We start from the raw sequence: 17,405 nt of genomic DNA, 5'->3' as shown, positions 1-17,405 counted from the left end.
ATATATATTAGCTGGCAGAACGACTGCGGGTCATTGCCATAACCCCGGCTGTCAGATAGAAAATACCGCTGAAAATTCCTAAACCGATTGTTGAAAGTGTTCCAAGGATTGCTGTCACTATCAACAAAATTCCTGCAATTTTTCCTTTATTTTCTTTTTTGAATAAGAAAATGGCAACTGCCCCTAATATTATCCAGGCAAACGAAACTGCAGATAAATAGATAAAAAGATAACCCATATAACTGATAAGCTGCTGTTCACTGAATTCATCTATATTCTCGTCCTCCATAAAAGACTGGACAAGCTCCAATGTTTCGGGACTTCCCTCAAGGTTGCCATACAGCAGGATACCGCCTCCGAACAAAATTCCAAATAATAGAATACCAATGGCTGTTAAAATGGTTTCTGTTTTATACTTCATTTCATTTTCTCCTCCTCCTGTTTCTTGATTCTTACTCTAGCAAACACAGCTGTCTTGTATTTGAACAGAACTTTACCAATAAATAAAAAAAGCACCGATTTGTTCAACTGTTCGTAAACTTGCTGTGTTAAGCTACCTATTGGAGGTGTTGTACGTGGAGGAACGGACAGATATTTTAATCGTCGATGATGAAAAAGCAATTGTGAGTATGCTGGAGATGATGCTGAAGAAGGAAGGATTCCAGCATGTACATAAAGCTTATACAGGGCAGGAAGCCATACATATATTAAAGGAACATAAAATAGAAGTTATTATTTTGGATGTGATGCTGCCAGATGGAAGCGGATTTGATTTTTGTCCGAAGATCAGAGAGCTTACGGATGCCTATATTCTCTTTTTAACGGCAAAAGTATCTGACTTAGATGTGTTAACAGGTTTTGCGACAGGCGGAGACGACTATGTTACGAAACCATTTAATCCATTAGAAGTAGCGGCAAGAATCAAAGCTTATTTAAGAAGGAAATCAACTAAAAAAGAAACCTATGCATTTGAAAAATCCGGTAAATATGACTTTGGCCGTTTTATATTGGATGAAAATGCAGGAGAACTGAAGGTTAATGGAGAAAGCGTTCCGTGTCCAACGCAGGTTTACTTACTGCTTCTTTACTTATGTAAGCATCCGAACAGAATTTTTTCTAAAGCGGATTTACTGGAGGCTGTTTGGGGATTTGAGCATTATGCAGATGAAAATACCGTCTCCGTACATATTAGAAGAATCAGAGAAAGAATTGAGGTCAAACCGAGTAAACCGGAATTACTGCTGACTGTGCGGGGACTGGGATATAAATTGGTGAAAGGGAATGCCTCATGAAGAAATTACGGAGCCGGTTATTTTTTCATTTTTCCATTCAGTTTAGTTTTATTTCTTTGTTAATGATTGTTGTTGTTTTTACTGCCTTTTTTATCGGTTTGTATTACATTTCTAACGAGGATAGAGAAGCAGATTATTATCAAGCACAATTAGAGGAACTTGCAATTGAAGTAGGTGATCCATACGATTATAAAGAAATGGGAAACGATATTAGTGATGTATTACCAGAAAACGTGTGGCTGCAAATTATAGATGAAGGGGGAAACGTGATTGAGTCTGAAAATGTCCCGGAAGATTTAAAAGAAAGTTATAACAGTTTTGACATGATACAGATGAAGGAGCGGGAACAGCTGGGAGAATCTGCTGTAAAATACTCATTAGAAAAACCTTTGTATGGGAATGGAAACGAATATTTATTTGTACTGGGTTATAAAGATTCAGGAACAATTCTGATGAATGAATTGGTAGAAAACGTCAAGATCAATGGTAGCATTCCAGAAGCAGACAAGTCTGAGGTAGAAGAAAAATTGAACCGGCTGGAAGGAAAACTTGTTATTTATAATGAAGCAGGGAATTTGGTTCAACAGTTTGGAAATCAGGAACAAGTAGAAGAACAACCACTAGGAATGATTGAGAAAGACACTTCTCCAGATCATTTCTCTGAAAAGCAGTATACTTTTTTAGATAGAGATTCAGGTAATTCATGGATTTTATATACGCCAAATGAACAAAATCAAGATATGCCATTAACATTATATAGAAACATTACTTTTGTATTCGTTGGGTTAGCTGGGATTATATTGCTAGTAACTGTCTTTATCTCTTTCTGGAACAGCTTCCGCTATGGAAGTCCTTTATTTATTTTTTCAAATTGGCTGAACCGCATGGGAAATGGTAATTATGAAGAAGTGTTAACAGAGCAGGAGAAGAAAAAAGTATATCGTAAAAACGGCAAATTAAAAAGACGATATAAATTATATAAAGAGGTTTTTCAGGCATTTGATGATATGGCTGCTAAACTAGATGCTTCGCGAAAAGAAAGAGAACAGCTGGAAAAAAGCAGAGAGGAATGGGTTGCAGGTATTTCCCATGATTTACGTACGCCTTTGACTACCATGGAAGGCTATGGCCGCTTGCTGGGAAATAGGGAATATGACTGGTCGAAGCAGGAGCTTCAGGAGATTGGAGATACCATCACTGATAAAAGTAATTATATGGTTGATTTAATCGAAGACTTTACGCTCAGCTTTAGGCTGAAAAATGATGCCAATAGGCTAACATTCAGCCTGGTTAACATCAATGAATTTATGAAACAGATTTTGGAGAAGTTTCAAAAGGATGTAGCCTTTAAGGATTACCAGATTGTATACAAACCCATTCATCCAGATAAAAAAATAGAAGTCAATGAGCGGTTGTTTGAAAGAATGATAGATAACCTGGTGTACAATGCTTGGAAGCATAATCCGCCTGAAATAGCAATAAAGATCGAAGCAGCTGAATTGGGAGAAGGAAAGGCATTGGAAATCAGAATTATTGATAATGGAATCGGGATGGATGAAGAAACACAAAAGCATCTGTTCACCCGCTATTACCGCGGAACCAATACAGAAGAGAGAAATGAAGGAACAGGTCTTGGCATGAGTATTGCTTTACAAATTGCCAAGCTGCATCAGGGAACGATTTCTGTTCAGTCAGAAGAAGATCTGGGCACAACTGTAACAGTAGTTTTGCCCTGCGATACAGAATAATTAAAGAACGCGTTACAGTGTATATGAGGCTGTAACGCGTTCTTACATAGCAATTATTAACTAAAAATAAAGATTTCAAAGTCAGCCTAATAGATGATTTATACTAAAAGTAGTAAGAGAAGAGGGATCCCGATGGAAGAGAGAACTAATATTTTAATAGTAGAAGATGATTATGAAATTGCCCGTATCATGAAGGATCACTTAGACAGAGAAGGATATCAGGTGACATGGGCATCAACTGGTGTGGAAGGCTGGGAGGATTTTAAAGCAGGAGCCTATTCAATGGTACTTATCGATTTGATGATGCCGGAGATGGATGGCTATGAGCTGTGTGAAAAAATCCGTTTGGAAAGTGATGTTCCCTTATTAATTGTCAGCGCAAAAGGGGAGGATGACAGTAAAATTAAGGGATTGAATTTAGGTGCAGATGATTATTTAACCAAACCGTTTAGTCTCAAGGAATTAACAGCTCGTGTCCAGTCCCATTTAAGGAGGTACCAGCGCTATACAAGTAAAAACTATGATTCGCAAATTTCACAGTATACACATGGATTAGCCATTGATTTCTTAAATGACGCGGTTTTTTTGGAGGATGAGCTTCTTGTTCTGACTGCGAAGGAAAAGGAAATTTTATTTTTACTTTCCAGAAATCCGTTTATTACGTTTGAGAAAGCGCAAATTTATGAGCATATCTGGCAGCTGAAAAATGTAAATGGCAATAATACCGTGACAGTGCATATTAAAAGTCTCCGCACAAAATTAATGGACACTGGAAAGCAGGCGAAATTTATCCAGACGGTTTGGGGAGCAGGATATCGTTTTGTAGGAGAGCAGCTATCATGAAGATTAAAAATTGGCTGATGGTAAGCCATCTTGTAGTGATGCTGCTGCCGGTAGTGGCGGTGTATCTGCTGTATGTCAGTTTACAGAATTATAATCAGGAAGAGGATTTAAAGGAATATCTTGAATTTCAAAAACTTGTTTCGGATTTAGATAGCGAGTTGAATGATGCATCTTTATATAAGCGTGTAGGCGATGAGAGATACCAGCAATTGCAGAAGCTGGGAAATGCCAGTCTTCGAGTTGATCTATATCGTTATGACGGTGTTCAATTATTTTCAACGATGGAGCCGGAAGCAATTTTTACTATGCAGAAGTCTCAAGATACACTACTTGAAAATTTAAATGCAATGCAGAAAAAAGCAAGAACCTATTCATATAAAAAGTCAGTGTTTGATGAAGATAAACAGCTGGCAGGTATCTATGAAATTACACAAGGAAGAGAAGCTTGGGTAGAAACTACGAATCAAAATATGCTGATTATGCTGATTTCTTCAGGTGTCTTTTTTATCCTGCTATATGCTATCGTCATTACAGCAATCAATCGAAAACTGAATTGTCCGATGAATCAGTTGCAGGAGCATATGCAGGCATTTGCAGATGGGAAGGAAATGGATAAAAAGCTCATTCAATCACGAGATGAAATTGGTGAATTAAATACCCATTTTGAAGAAATGAAAAATCAAATCATAGAAACTAGAGAAGCTCTTGTGAAACAGCAAAAAGAGAAAGAATATATGATCGCTGCTTTATCCCATGATTTAAAAACACCACTTACCGTTGTACGAACATATACAGAGGCTTTGGAAGATTATGATTTAACCAAAGAAGATCGAGTTGAATATCAAACGATTCTCCATGATAAATTAGAGCATATGAAACAAATGATTGATGACTTATCAATATTTACAGCACTCCAATCATCCAAAAATACGCTGCAGTCTGTACAAGTAAATGGAAATGAATTTTTTGAAATGTTATTTTCCGGCTATGAAGAGCCATGTGCAAGAAAAGATATCCGATTAACTACAGAATGGGCAGTTCGTAATGCATACGAACTCGATCCGAAGCAAATGATCCGGCTGATAGATAATCTAATGGATAATAGTATTCGATATACTCCGCAGCACAAGCAGATTTGGCTGGCAGCGGTTGCATCAACCAAGTCGTTACCAGATTGGATTTTCCCGTCATTTAAAGAAGAAGTGAACAGATGGAGAGAAGCGGGAACAGTTATTCTGATTCAAAACGAAGGAAAAGGAATGGAAGAAAGTCAGTTAGAAAAAGTATTTGAACCATTTTTTCAAGATAATGCATCAAGGGGTAAAGGAGCAACATCAGGTCTAGGCTTAAGCATTGCGAAAATAATTATGGAAAATCATAAAGGGAAAATAAATATATGGTCAAGTGAAAATGAAGGAACCTTATTTGTATGCTGGATAAAAGAAAGGGGATAAAACATGTTAAAACGTAGATGGAAGGAAAGCTTAATCGGACTAATTATTTTTACAATCGTATTAGGAGGCTGTTCGCAGGATATGCAGGTCTCTGCCGAGGAAATCATTCATAATGCAATTGAATCAGAGAAGGAAATTACTGAGTTCTATGGCGAAGCTGAAATGAAGGTGTTTGAAGGAGAGGAACTGGCAGAACAGATGATTATGAAAGAATATCATTCAGGGAGTGATAGGAAAATTGTAATGGAAGGGAAATTGCAAGGAGAAGAGGCAGAGGCGTTAAACGATGGTGAAATGATGCAGGTATATGATAAAACAAACGAAACCGTCATGGAAGTAGATACTTCGGAAATGGAAGATATATATGCATTAAGCCCAAAGGAAAATTTCCAAGCCATGATAGATACAATGGAGGATTCGCATACTTATGAAGTAGTAGGCGAGGAAGAACTCCTAGATCGAGATACCTTCCATATTAAGATAGAAGCAAAAGAAGCAAATAGTTTATTAGGAGATACAGAGGTGTGGGTAGATAAGGAAACATGGATGGTTATAAAATCAATCTCTGAAGCTGCTGAGATTCGAACAGAATCTGAATATACGAAACTTGATTTTTCACCAGAGTTTGATGAGAATACGTTCACAATGGAGATTCCAGATGACGTAGAAATTAATAATATCGAGGATATGTTTTCTTCTGATTCGGTGACATTAGAAGAAGCAGAGGAAGCTTTGGGTCAGGAGTTTTTAATCTTTCCGGAAGAGGACATTCAAATTATGGATATACAAGTGCATGATTTAGATAATGAACAATCAGGGGAAGAAATACAATTAAGTTATGGTACCAAAGAAGGTGTTTCATTATTCGAACTGTTTATTTCTATTGCTGATGAGGATACAACAATAGAAGACCCCAATATGGAAATTAGGGGAATTCCGGCAGAATATGAAGAAATGTTTAGTAGTATGAAATGGGATGAAGACGGTTTAAATTATTTTGTGATGCGGATGGATAATGAAGAAGGAGTAGATGATATCATCGAATGGGCGGAAGATATGGTGTTGAGTTCGGAAGAGGATTAGATTGATGTTATATCGAGGACGGTGAGGAAAGATAAAGATTTGGTATATATGTATTTGATCATTATTGCATTTATTTAAAATCTCTCACTATCGGTCCAAGAATATAATACTCACATTAAAAAGGCTAAATATCATCCATTTCAGTTGAAAACGGTCAAGGATAGTATTTAGCCTTCTACCATATTAGGAGGAGAAATATGAATATATCCGCAGAAGAAATTATGAGGAAGGCAGCTGAATTAGGGAAGGGAATAGAGAATTATTATACTTTATCAGAATCAAAAGTATATAAAGGAAAAGAATTAATAGAACATAGTATCTTAGAGGAGTACGTTGCAAATGGAAAAAGAAAAATAGTTACTAATGATCAGCTTCTTGGAGAAGATGCGAAGTCAGAAGCATGGAATGATGGAGAAAAAGTAATTATCTATGACAAGTATAACGGACGTGCTTTTAAGCTGGATATAGCAGAGGATGAGAATATACAATCATTGGATCCAAAAGAGAAAATTAATAATGTGATGGGCATAATGAATGGTTCTCATGAGTTTACATTTATAGGAGAAGAAACAATACTTGATTTCGATACAGTACAAATAGATGCAAAAGCTAAAACATCGAATCAATTGTTTGGAGATACAGTATTGTGGGTGGACAAGAAAACAGGATTTATTATAAAAATGATTTCGAATAATGGCGGTGTTCAAATTGAGATGCAATATAAAGAAATAGATTTCTCACCGGAATTTCCAGAGGATGCATTCACTTTGAATATTCCAGAGGGTGTTGAAATAAAGGATTTAGAAGCATACGCTCCGGATACAGTAACATTAGAAGGAGCAGAAGAAATTCTTGAACAGTCCTTTTATCTATTTTCAGAAAAAGAATTTAATTTAAAAGATGTTGAGATACATCATATTGAAGGGGAAATAACACGTGATGAGTTAAATTTAACTTATTATTCAAAAGAGGATACTCCAATGTTCTATTTAACTATTTTTCATTCACCTGAGGGTATGAAAATAGAAAAAGCTGATTTGAAAATCCGGGGGAAGCAGGCAAAATACGAGAAGATTGTAAATAGTATTACCTGGGATGAAGATGGTTTGCGGTATGCCATCATTCTAATTAACCCGGATATTGAAAAAGAAGAAATAATAAAGAAGGCAGAAAGCATGGCGTTGAGTTCGGACTTAAATAGACAATCTTATAACAAGAGGTGATTCACTGTGAAAAAAGTAAAGATACATCCTCTTATTATTGTCGCCTTATTCATCAATACATGGGGAAATGGATTTTCTTCTTATCGTCTTTATGAGGATGATAGAGCAGCTGCTATTGTCTTAGCAGTGTTGTGTTTATTTACATTAACTTTGGCTATTTACGGTATTATCCGTAATCAGAAAATAAAAGAAAGGTAAGGAGATGTTGAGTATGTCACCAGAAGTTATTGTCATAGCAGCGATAGTTTCTATCATTATTTGGATTATCGTGTCCAGGGAGCTTGTGAAACCTTCAAAAGAGCAGAATGGGAAATTAATTGCTTTACTAATATATGCAGGGTGCTTATCAACAATTATATTGATGGTTCCACTTTATCAAAATCTTCCGTTTTAAAAAAGTAAAACTAATTATAATCGTTCCTGGTATATACATTTTCAAACTAATTCTTAGAAAAGAAGTGATAATAAAAAATGGTTAACTTTATTTTAACGGTTATTATTGTAGCCTCAGCCTCAGCTAGTTTAATTGCCTTCAATGAGAGAAAAAAGAAGAAATAGAGAGTTTAAGGAATTAATCTGTTATTGATTGTAGTAGTTCGATGCCAAGAACTTTATGCTGTTAACCTAATGACCAGAAAGTATTTAAAAGTTTATAATAAAGGCGGAAGGAAGTCTGGAAGATATATTCCTGGAGTTAACAGGCAGTGATGATCAAGAAGCGGTCATTCAGGAGATGGCGAAAGAGGATCAGCCAGGTGACCCATTATGATGAAAAAATTGATCAAAAACCAGCAAAGAATATTTGTGAATACACTTAAATCTCAAGATCTGAAAACTATTTTGCTTATCTTGTTATTTTTGCAGTTTTGGCTGTTCTGTTATTTTTATTTTCTCAAACGATATGGCGAATCGCTGGTTCGCTGACTGAGCCAATGCTGGCCGGTATCTTTTCCTACAGCATGTTAATGATAATTGGGATGGTTATTTTAATAGGAATGCCTCAAGTGTTTAAGCACATGTACTCGGCAACTGATTTAGAGTTTCTATTTACATTCCCGATTAAAACAAGGCATATTTTTCTAATGAAATATATTCAAAGTTTTATCGGTACACCTTTATTTGCTGTTTTCTTTTTTTAATACCATTTACTGCTTATGGAGTGGCTAGTGGTGCCAGTTTTTTATATTATTTTGTACTCTTGCTTGTTTTGCTTGCAACGTCAATTATTGGACTATCCATCGCCTACCTGCTTAATTTAATTGTTATACAAATTGTGCCTGCAAGCCGGGCAAACGAATTTATGACTGCGATGAGCTTTCTATCAGGATTATTTGTTTATTTGATATTTATGTTACCACAGATATCAAGTGGCCGTTCACTTACAGACTCCCTCATGGCAGGGCTTCCGATTTTAACAGATTGGGTGCCGGTAAGCTGGGGGAGTGATGCAATAATTAGTGCAGCGAATGGATCAATGAGCTTTTTCCTGCCTATGATTTTATTTATATTACTCACTGCTGTGTCGGTTTTACTTACAACGATGTTAGTTGAGAAAGGTTTCCGTACGGGCTGGATTAGAATGAGTGAGGGAAGCCGTAAAAAGAAAAAGCGTAAACCTAAAAAAGAACGTGCACAGGGTGTATCACATCCAGTTATTGCGATCGGGAAGAAAGAATGGCTTTCCATTAAGCGTGATATGAGGGAATGGATGGCATTTTTACCGCTCGCCTTTTTCATTGTTTTTCCTTTAATTGGTTTCATAAGTGGTGACGTCAGCTTAAGTGAACTACGTGGATTTAATGAAATTTCATGGCCAATTGCTCAAGGATTTTTTCTGTTTATTTATGCATTGTTTAACGGACAGCTCGCTGCCTCGGCTATTGCGCGAGAAGGATTATCCGCGTGGGTCTTACGCATACTCCCATTATCAGGGAGAGATATAGCTCTGGGAAAGCTATGGATCAGCTGGGTACTTCCACTCATTATTTTAACAATCTTGGAATGCATTGTAGGGATTTTACTCGGCTGGGCATGGTGGCAGTTTATCGCTGGAATTTTGTTGAAAGCAGGAATTACAATCGGAATCAGTGCGATAGGAATTTGGATTGGAACAATTGGTGCGAGGTATAATCCGGGCAATCCGCAACAGCGGTTAACCTTTAGAACATCCATGATTTTATTATTGTTGGCGTATGTTTATTTAGCTATTTTAAGCATACCTTACGCATTAATGCTTATACCTGATGAGGCAGCTTCACTTGTCGTTGAGATGGGTAATAATAATTCCGGATTTTTCGGCTTTGTGTTAAGTCTATTCGGTGTTTTGCTTACATGGAAAGCAAGTTACCCAGTTATAGTAACTGGTTTAGGCCTCTTGCTGATGTTACTATTGTCTATTGGTGTTGCATGGTTGTTCTTGTACGTGAGTGCGAAGCGGATCAATCGTGGTGTCACTATCGATATAGTGAGCGAAACAAGTGGAAAGACTAAGTTTAAACGGAAATCTGGCGGCAGCTTGTATTAAGCTTTGTTCTTTTAAGTGAAAAATTCAATTTTTCCGATAGATGAAGCGGTATTTAATGAAAATATAACTATTTTATGTTCGGTAAACATAAATCTGATAAATCAGATGTGTATCCGCAGTAATAATAGATAATATTATCAGAAAAATTTTTCTTTATTTATCGATTAATATTTTAGTGCAGTATTACCAGAGAGGCTAGTATTCTCCTAGCCTCTTTGAGTATTTTCTTTAATCATACTCCCCGGCCCAACATACTCAGAAAGTGGCCTGAAAATCCGGTTATTTTCTGCCTGCTCAAGAACATGAGCACACCATCCGGCAGCTCTGCTGGCAGTAAATGTAGGAGTATACAGTATCTCAGGCAGATCTACAGCTTTAAATACAGCAGCTGCATAAAATTCAACATTTGTATAAAGCCTGCGTCCAGATTTGTACTCTTCCAACAGACGGATAGCTGTATCTTCTACATGTCTTGCAAGTAAAAACCAATCGTCATCGGCCGATAAACTTTCCGTTACATCTCTCAATGCTTCAGCCCGGGGGTCATTGGTTTTATAAACACGATGACCGAATCCCATCAGTTTTTCCTTGTTATTCAGTTTTTTCCTTAGCCAATCTTCAGTATCTTCGACTGTTTCTATTTTGTTTAGCATGGATATGACACCAGTTGGCGCACCTCCATGCAACGGCCCCTTCATGGCACCGATAGCTCCGGTAACTGCAGAAAACAAATCAGATTCAGTAGATGCAATTACTCTTGATGTGAATGTAGCAGCATTCATGCCATGCTCTGCTGTAAGAACGAAATAAGCATTCATCACCCTTACATGTGCATCTTTTGGTTTTTTGCCAGTAAGCATATATAAGTAATTGGCCACATGATCTAATTGATGATTCGGCGGAACAAATTCTAAGTGATGTAAAGATCTGTAACGATAAGCAAGTATCGTTGGGATCACAGCTGTTATACGGACTGCTTCTTCTAATGTTGGCGGCCATTCCGGTTTTGCCTTTAATGCAGATATACATGTTCTTAAAACAGCCATCATTTCCATATCTTCCGGTAATTCATCGATAATGCGAACGATATCTTCCGGTAATTTCCTTGCTTCGTGAAGCTGCTTTTTCAAATTTTCTAATTCATTTTTGACGGGTAAACCCCCGTACCAAAGTAAATGGACAACTTCTTCAAATACATGCTTGCGAGCTAATTCATCCGCACGATATCCACGAAAAATCAAGCGTCCATTCTCACCATCTATAGAACTTAAATTAGTTTGCACGGCGATAACACCTTCAAGACCAGGACGGAAATCCATAAAACCCCTCCAATATTGTTGTTGTTAATATTATAAATGATATATATAATAATGAATATTAGTTATTTAGTTAATAATTGATTAAAAAACATAATCAATTGAGGTGATAATATGAATATTAATTGGTTACGGACTTTTATCATAGCTGCAGATAATGAAAATTTCAGAAAAACAGCAGAAAAACTGTACATGGCCCAACCCACCGTAACAGCACATATTAAGCAGCTTGAAAGAGATATAGGCACACAATTTTTCAGGAAATCTGGACGCAGTATCGTTCTTACAGAAGCCGGCCGCCGATTCTTGCCCCATGCCCGATCGATATTGGCCTCCTATGACCGGAGTACACATGATTTACTGGCCTGGGAACAGGGCTATAAAAGAAAACTGAACATTGCTGTTTCTCCATTACTGGCAGCCACGATTCTTCCGTATATTATTAGACAATTTATGGAGCGGCATATAGATGTTGAAGTTATCGTGCAGGTGAAGGATTCCAAAGAAATTAGTGAAATGATTGAAAAAGGTGAAGCTGATTTAGGTCTGCTGCAGATGAAGCCTTTACAAAAAACATTATATGTGGAAAAAATAAAAGAAGATAAGGTAGTCTGTGTATGTCCACATGATGGCGGTGATCTGGAAAGCAGTCCGCCGATTGATATCCGCGACCTGTTCGAAAATCAGACATTATTCACTTATAATCACCCAGAGTACTGGGATGATCTATTGAGTGCCATCCATGCAAAGTATCCTAAGGTGCGTACCGTGGTCGTTACACAGGTTCATATTACAAAAAGATTTATTGAAGAGGGACTGGGTTTTTCTTTTCTCCCAAAAATATCTCTGAATCGGGAGCTGATGGAAGGGCGTCTGCTGGAAGTAAGAACACCGGAATTAAAGCTTCCAAGGGCATCTACTTATATCATTACTCGAGGATACAGAAGAAAACAGGTTATTCCGATCTTTTCTCAAAGAATATTTCACATACTAGCCTGGAATTTTCTTACATCAGAAGATAATTATTAGAAAAAATATTTTCCATTCAATTGGAGACCCTTTTTAAGACAACTTATTACCGTTTATATTCTCATAGTTTCAAGTAACCTATTTTATAAAAGTATTCACCCTCCATATAAACTTGACAATAAAAACGCTAATATATACAATAAAGGCAACTACTTGGTTATACAAAGTAGTGATAAAATAATTTATTATGCTAATGGATATACAGATCATTAGCTTTTTTTACAAATAGCTATCTTGTTAAACAATATAGTATTTGGAGTTGATGTGATGTCGATACGGAGTCAGCTGTTAAAAGGGATTTTAGATGGCTGTATATTAGCTGTGATAGCAGAGGAATCAGTATATGGCTATGAGCTTTCAAGGAAGTTACAGCAGGTTGGATTAAGCGATGTGAGCGAGGGGACGATTTATCCAGTTTTATTACGCCTGCAAAAGAATGGCATGATCGAAGGAGAGATGAGACCTTCTGATTCTGGTCCAAATCGTAAATATTATGATATTACCGCACAAGGCGAAGAAGCGCTTGAAATGATTCAGGAGGAATGGCGGATTTTAGTAAATCCAGTCAACGAATTATTGCAAAGGGGGAGAATAAATGAACGTGAAACAGATGATTGAAGAGAATAATCAAAAGCGGGAGCAATTAACCGTTGATAACGAAAAATATTATTCGGATCTTATGCTGTATATTCGGACAAATTGGCAAGTATCCGAACAGCATACAGAAGAGTTACTTCTTGAATTGCTTAATCATTTACTTGAAGGACAGCAAGAAGGGAAGACCGCAATCGATATATTTGGCGAGGAACCTAAAGAATATGCTGACCAATTGATTGAGCAGCTTCCTGAAGAGGAAAAAAGATCATGGTTTACCTTTTTTGCCTCCCTGTTTCTTTTTCAAATCGTACCATATGTTTTGATTATTCGAGGTGTGGTATTACTGGTGCTGCCGCTATTTACAGAAGTAAATGACCAGGTGAATATTTTTAAATTGTTAATTACAGCTATATTATTAGGTGTCATGGCAATGGGAGTAGTACGTTATATTATGAATGTAATCCATCGTTCTGTTTTTAAAAAGAATCATGCAGAATGGAAAGATTCTGTGAAAGTAGGGGCAGTAGCTGCTGCAGGTATGGGAGCTTTTATTTTAATCAGTGTATGGCTGCCTGAAATCGGTCCGTCTTTCCGTTTTACTTGGTGGTTATCCCTTCTTTTAGGAGGAGTGATATGGGGTATGTCCAAGGTGGTTAAAAGTAACTAGTGAATTATAGAAGTTCTACATTGTCCCGCCTATTTAATGTGAAAAGAGGAACGTGTTAATACAGTTTTAAAAATTTACACATCGCCTCTTAATCAAAAAACCAAAAGTAAGGCAACAAAGAAATCAATCAGTCAGAAAACATTCTTGGAATATAAGAATAATCAAGAAAAAGTGACTTCCTGTCTTATATGTGGAAGTCACTTTTTCTGTTTTACCAGGCTTTGTCTTGGAATTATATACTATTGGGGAGAACCACCATGCGGCGTTGCATCCTCATCTGGCATTTCGCCATTATTTGGCATTTCACCGCTATCAGGCATCTCACCATTATTCGGCATTGCACCATCATTTGGCATCATACCAGGAGCGTCTCCCATCATGCCTCTTTGTGTTGCTTCTTCACCAGTATCCGTAACATTGGTGATTGTATCTGCAAGCGTCAAGGCACCTAATTCTATGCCATTAACGATACTTCCATCTTCATAGTAGCCATTTTTCTCGGAATTATCGGCTTCTGTTCCTTGAATAAGCGTATAGGTTTCACCAACTTTTAATTCGGGTGAGGAAATAACCAGATGCTGGAATGCTTTACTTGGCTGATAGGTTGCAATCACATTTCCAATGCTGTCTTGCAGACTGATAATTGTTCCCGCTTCTTGCGCTTCGGTAAAGTAAATCCCGAAAGAAGCTTGAGAAGAAGACTCTGAAACATTCATTGCCATACCATTACTTCCAGCAGTAATCAATATACCGCCACTTAACTCAAAAGTGCCATCGTAATCCAACGCGCCATTTCCATTATCCGTTGGTCCATCTACTGTAACGGTTCCGCCTGACATCTCTATGTTTCCATTGCTGTCCAATCCGTCTCCCTGTGCATCGACTGCCAAGGTCCCGCCGTTAATGACAATCATTTTGCTTTCATCTGCCTGTTCAGCACCAGGACCACCAAATAAATCGCTGACCGATGTTTCTGATTCTTCTGTCGCACCGCTATCACCACTGGCATTCAATCCATCATCGCTGGCAGTAATTTGGATATCACCGTCATTGATGGTAATAACACCTGCTTCCAAACCTTCATAAGAATCAGTCACCGTAAGATTTCCGCCATTGATCGTCAAATTGTTGTCGGCGTGAATCCCATCATCTTCAGAAGCTAAAAGAAGATTGCCACTTTCTATCGTAATATCCCCATCACTGTGCAAGCTGTCATCTGCAGAATTAATGTCGTAACTGCCGCTTTGAAGCAACAGCTCTGTTCCAGCTTTGATACCTTTGTAGCTTTCTTCACTGGAAATAGTATCTGCTCCTGTTTGGATATTTATATCAGCTGCCTGCAGACGGGCCGCCGTTTCAGCCTGAATACCATCCCGTCCGGAAGTAATTGTGAAATTACCGCCGTCGATGGCAATAAATCCTTTTGTTTCGTCATCACTGTTATTTGCTTGAATCCCGTCTCCTTCTTCTGTAGTCAGCATATAGATGCCATCAAAAATTTGTACAGAATCTTTTCCTTTTAAGGCATTGTTTTTGGCATTAATTGTATAACTTCCAGAAATTAAAATTAAGTCATCTTTACTGCGAATCCCGTTATTGTAGTTCCCGTTGACAATTAGTTCGCCTTCCCCATTAATCACCAGATCCTCTTTACTAAAGAAGGCTGCATCGTATTCTGTTTCGTCATCAGCAAGCTGATAATCTGTGCCATCTGTTAAGGTATTCGATGTGCCATCTGCTAAAGTTGTAATAATTTTTTCTGCCTGCTCAATTAAAATGGCAGGTCCTTGAGAATTGGTAATGGTTACGTCTTTCAGTACTAAATGAACCTTTTCTTCCTTGTCCACATTTACAATAACCTGGCCGTCAGCGAGCTCACCGCTTAAAACATACGTACCTGCTTCCGTGATGGTTACAGTTTTCCCGTCAACGGTGACACCCTCTGAAGATGTCATTTCCTCTGACAATTCGATCGTGGCGGAAGAATCATCATAGCTGGTGTCTGTATCTTCCTCTTCGTAGCTTCCAAAGGTATCGCCAGCCGCTGCTTCCTGGCTGGTTGAAACAGCAGTTTCTTGTGATTGGCTGTTATCTCCTGCAGCTGTCGTGTTCTGAGAACAGGCACTTAATAGTAGAGCAGTAATAAGAGAAATACAAATTATTTTTTTCATCAGTTTCCACTTCCTTTTTTATAATTCGTCGCGGTTTGCAGCGACTTTTCCTAAAATGATTGGTAAATTGCCATTGCGGACACGAATGGCATCAATGAATGCTTTTTCCTGCTGTTGATCTTTTAAATGTATAATGTAACGTATTTCGTATAAACTGCCCATTGTTGTAGTACGAACAGAATCTAAATGGTGGTTATAAGCAAATTCATCAAAAATATTATCGAATAGATTTGGATAATCTAAATCCTCCGGAATCGTAATTCTCAGCTCTCTTTCTGTAGATTTGATGTTACCAAATTTAGTGTGATAAATAAGTAATAAAAAGGCAGCGACAATCACGGAGAATACAGCGATATAAGAAACATAGCCCATTCCGGTTGCCAGACCAATACCCATGGCCCAAAAGATACTTGCAATTTCCCGGGCACCTCCAGCGACGGAACGGAAACGAATTAGACTAAATGCTCCCAGTACGGCAATTCCTGTGCCAATATTGCCGTTTACCAGCATGATGACGGATTGGACCAGAACAGGGAGTACTGCTAAGGTAATCACAAAACTTTTTGTGTAAATATTACGATACATATGCGTGAAGGCTACTAACAGGCCTAAAATAATGGAAGCAAGAATACAGATTAGCAGCTCGCTTAAAGGAATGGATGTTGTGCCTTCAGTAAATAGACTAGATAACATGGAATAGTTCCTCCTTATATAAATGACGTTGATAAGTCTGTGCGTATTTTGAAAAACTTCCTTTTTGAATATGATATTTTGTCAATAATCCCACAAACCATAAAGGGTAGGCTCCCATTGCTTTAACCTCCATTAAAACATCTAACTCTGGAGCAACGAACGCGCCCCGTGCTGCATCTAAATTTAATTTTCTGTACTGATAACGAATGTTTTGGTCAAAGGTTACCCGGAAATCCTCTTCCGATTGCGAAAAAAGAGAGAAACGATCGTAGGAAATTAAAACTTTCGGTGACAAATCTGGATGTTTAAAAAATAGCCAGGCAATTTCTTGTCCAATTTGAGATTGGTAGATATTTTCTGGTAAAGCTCCTGTATGCTGCCAAAAAAGGTATGCTTCATAACTGATTGGTAATCGTCTTTTATAGACAATCCCTTTGATTTTCTTTTTGATTTCTAAAAAGATAACACTATCAGGTCTGGGTGTACCGTAACTGCGAACCCGGAATTTTTCCTTATATATGGGCTTATCCATAGAATGTCGAATAAATCGATAATCTGCTGTGTCATAATAGAGGGAACGGATGGTATGCAATCCGTATTGATCTACAGACATATGTGCTTGCAATGCTTCAAAAAAACTGAAGAACTGTGTTTGATTCAATAAATATTTGGTTTCTTTTCGTTGAAAGACTTTTTTCAAGCTCATGTGAATTCCTCCTTGTTTGCTGGTGTGATAAAAGAATAATTCACGAACCTTAAAGTTAG

17 protein-coding genes are annotated in these 17,405 nt (G+C 37.6%); 12 read left to right on the top strand and 5 right to left on the bottom strand.

What is annotated here, in order from left to right:
* Positions 1-7: 7 nt before the first annotated feature.
* Positions 8-421, bottom strand: a complete 414-nt coding sequence (locus OSO01_RS03135; protein WP_147208605.1) for a DUF4064 domain-containing protein — start codon at positions 419-421, stop codon at positions 8-10.
* Positions 422-575: 154 nt separating this feature from the next.
* Between OSO01_RS03135 and OSO01_RS03130 the strand changes: the two genes are divergently transcribed.
* The 9 genes from OSO01_RS03130 (at position 576) to OSO01_RS03085 (ending at position 10,167) form a co-directional block, all read left to right on the top strand.
* Positions 576-1,292: a response regulator transcription factor gene (locus tag OSO01_RS03130; RefSeq protein WP_147208603.1), complete on the top strand. Its 717-nt coding sequence runs from the start codon at positions 576-578 to the stop codon at positions 1,290-1,292.
* On the top strand, positions 1,289-3,040 hold the full coding sequence (locus OSO01_RS03125; RefSeq protein ID WP_147208600.1) for a sensor histidine kinase: 1,752 nt from the start codon (positions 1,289-1,291) through the stop codon (positions 3,038-3,040). Before OSO01_RS03130 ends, OSO01_RS03125 begins: the two co-directional genes overlap by 4 nt.
* 132 nt (positions 3,041-3,172) lie before the next feature.
* A complete protein-coding gene (locus OSO01_RS03120; RefSeq protein ID WP_147208598.1) occupies positions 3,173-3,883 on the top strand; it encodes a response regulator transcription factor in 711 nt (236 codons plus the stop codon).
* Positions 3,880-5,337, top strand: a complete 1,458-nt coding sequence (locus OSO01_RS03115; protein WP_147208595.1) for a HAMP domain-containing sensor histidine kinase — start codon at positions 3,880-3,882, stop codon at positions 5,335-5,337. The genes OSO01_RS03120 and OSO01_RS03115 overlap by 4 nt, the downstream gene beginning before the upstream one ends.
* 3 nt (positions 5,338-5,340) lie before the next feature.
* Complete coding sequence (locus OSO01_RS03110) at positions 5,341-6,420, top strand: LolA family protein (RefSeq protein ID WP_147208592.1); 1,080 nt, start codon at positions 5,341-5,343, stop codon at positions 6,418-6,420.
* 197 nt (positions 6,421-6,617) lie between these two features.
* The gene (locus OSO01_RS03105; protein WP_147208589.1) at positions 6,618-7,643 is read left to right on the top strand and encodes a LolA family protein; all 1,026 of its coding nucleotides are present in this window, start codon (positions 6,618-6,620) and stop codon (positions 7,641-7,643) included.
* 6 nt (positions 7,644-7,649) lie between these two features.
* Positions 7,650-7,841, top strand: a complete 192-nt coding sequence (locus OSO01_RS03100; RefSeq protein WP_147208586.1) for a hypothetical protein — start codon at positions 7,650-7,652, stop codon at positions 7,839-7,841.
* A gap of 13 nt (positions 7,842-7,854) precedes the next feature.
* Positions 7,855-8,037, top strand: a complete 183-nt coding sequence (locus tag OSO01_RS03095; RefSeq protein WP_147208584.1) for a hypothetical protein — start codon at positions 7,855-7,857, stop codon at positions 8,035-8,037.
* A 693-nt stretch (positions 8,038-8,730) separates the two neighbouring features.
* Positions 8,731-10,167, top strand: coding sequence for a putative ABC transporter permease subunit (locus tag OSO01_RS03085; RefSeq protein WP_147208578.1), 1,437 nt, complete (start codon positions 8,731-8,733; stop codon positions 10,165-10,167).
* Positions 10,168-10,373: 206 nt separating this feature from the next.
* Here the strand turns inward: OSO01_RS03085 and OSO01_RS03080 are convergent, their stop codons facing one another.
* Positions 10,374-11,486, bottom strand: coding sequence for a citrate synthase/methylcitrate synthase (locus tag OSO01_RS03080; protein ID WP_147208575.1), 1,113 nt, complete (start codon positions 11,484-11,486; stop codon positions 10,374-10,376).
* A 111-nt stretch (positions 11,487-11,597) separates the two neighbouring features.
* Between OSO01_RS03080 and OSO01_RS03075 the strand changes: the two genes are divergently transcribed.
* From OSO01_RS03075 to OSO01_RS03065, 3 genes are all read left to right on the top strand, one after another.
* Positions 11,598-12,512: a LysR family transcriptional regulator gene (locus OSO01_RS03075; protein WP_147208572.1), complete on the top strand. Its 915-nt coding sequence runs from the start codon at positions 11,598-11,600 to the stop codon at positions 12,510-12,512.
* A gap of 267 nt (positions 12,513-12,779) precedes the next feature.
* Entirely contained in the window at positions 12,780-13,130 is a 351-nt protein-coding gene (locus OSO01_RS03070; protein ID WP_147208569.1) for a PadR family transcriptional regulator, read from the top strand.
* Complete coding sequence (locus tag OSO01_RS03065; protein ID WP_147208566.1) at positions 13,108-13,776, top strand: DUF1129 family protein; 669 nt, start codon at positions 13,108-13,110, stop codon at positions 13,774-13,776. The genes OSO01_RS03070 and OSO01_RS03065 overlap by 23 nt, the downstream gene beginning before the upstream one ends.
* Before the next feature lie 239 nt (positions 13,777-14,015).
* Here the strand turns inward: OSO01_RS03065 and OSO01_RS03060 are convergent, their stop codons facing one another.
* From OSO01_RS03060 to OSO01_RS03050, 3 genes are read right to left on the bottom strand one after another with little or no spacing between them, the layout of a single operon-like run.
* Complete coding sequence (locus tag OSO01_RS03060) at positions 14,016-15,947, bottom strand: carbohydrate-binding domain-containing protein (protein ID WP_147208563.1); 1,932 nt, start codon at positions 15,945-15,947, stop codon at positions 14,016-14,018.
* Between the two features lie 18 nt (positions 15,948-15,965).
* A complete protein-coding gene (locus OSO01_RS03055) occupies positions 15,966-16,640 on the bottom strand; it encodes a DUF4956 domain-containing protein (protein WP_147208560.1) in 675 nt (224 codons plus the stop codon).
* The gene (locus OSO01_RS03050; RefSeq protein WP_147208557.1) at positions 16,630-17,346 is read right to left on the bottom strand and encodes a polyphosphate polymerase domain-containing protein; all 717 of its coding nucleotides are present in this window, start codon (positions 17,344-17,346) and stop codon (positions 16,630-16,632) included. The genes OSO01_RS03055 and OSO01_RS03050 overlap by 11 nt, the downstream gene beginning before the upstream one ends.
* Positions 17,347-17,405 lie beyond the last annotated feature (59 nt).

It is taken from the genome of Oceanobacillus sojae (assembly GCF_007991515.1).
Lineage (GTDB): Bacteria > Bacillota > Bacilli > Bacillales > Amphibacillaceae > Oceanobacillus > Oceanobacillus sojae.
The sequence above is the reverse complement of the archived record's forward strand: the minus strand, read 5'-3'. Positions and strand labels throughout refer to the sequence as shown.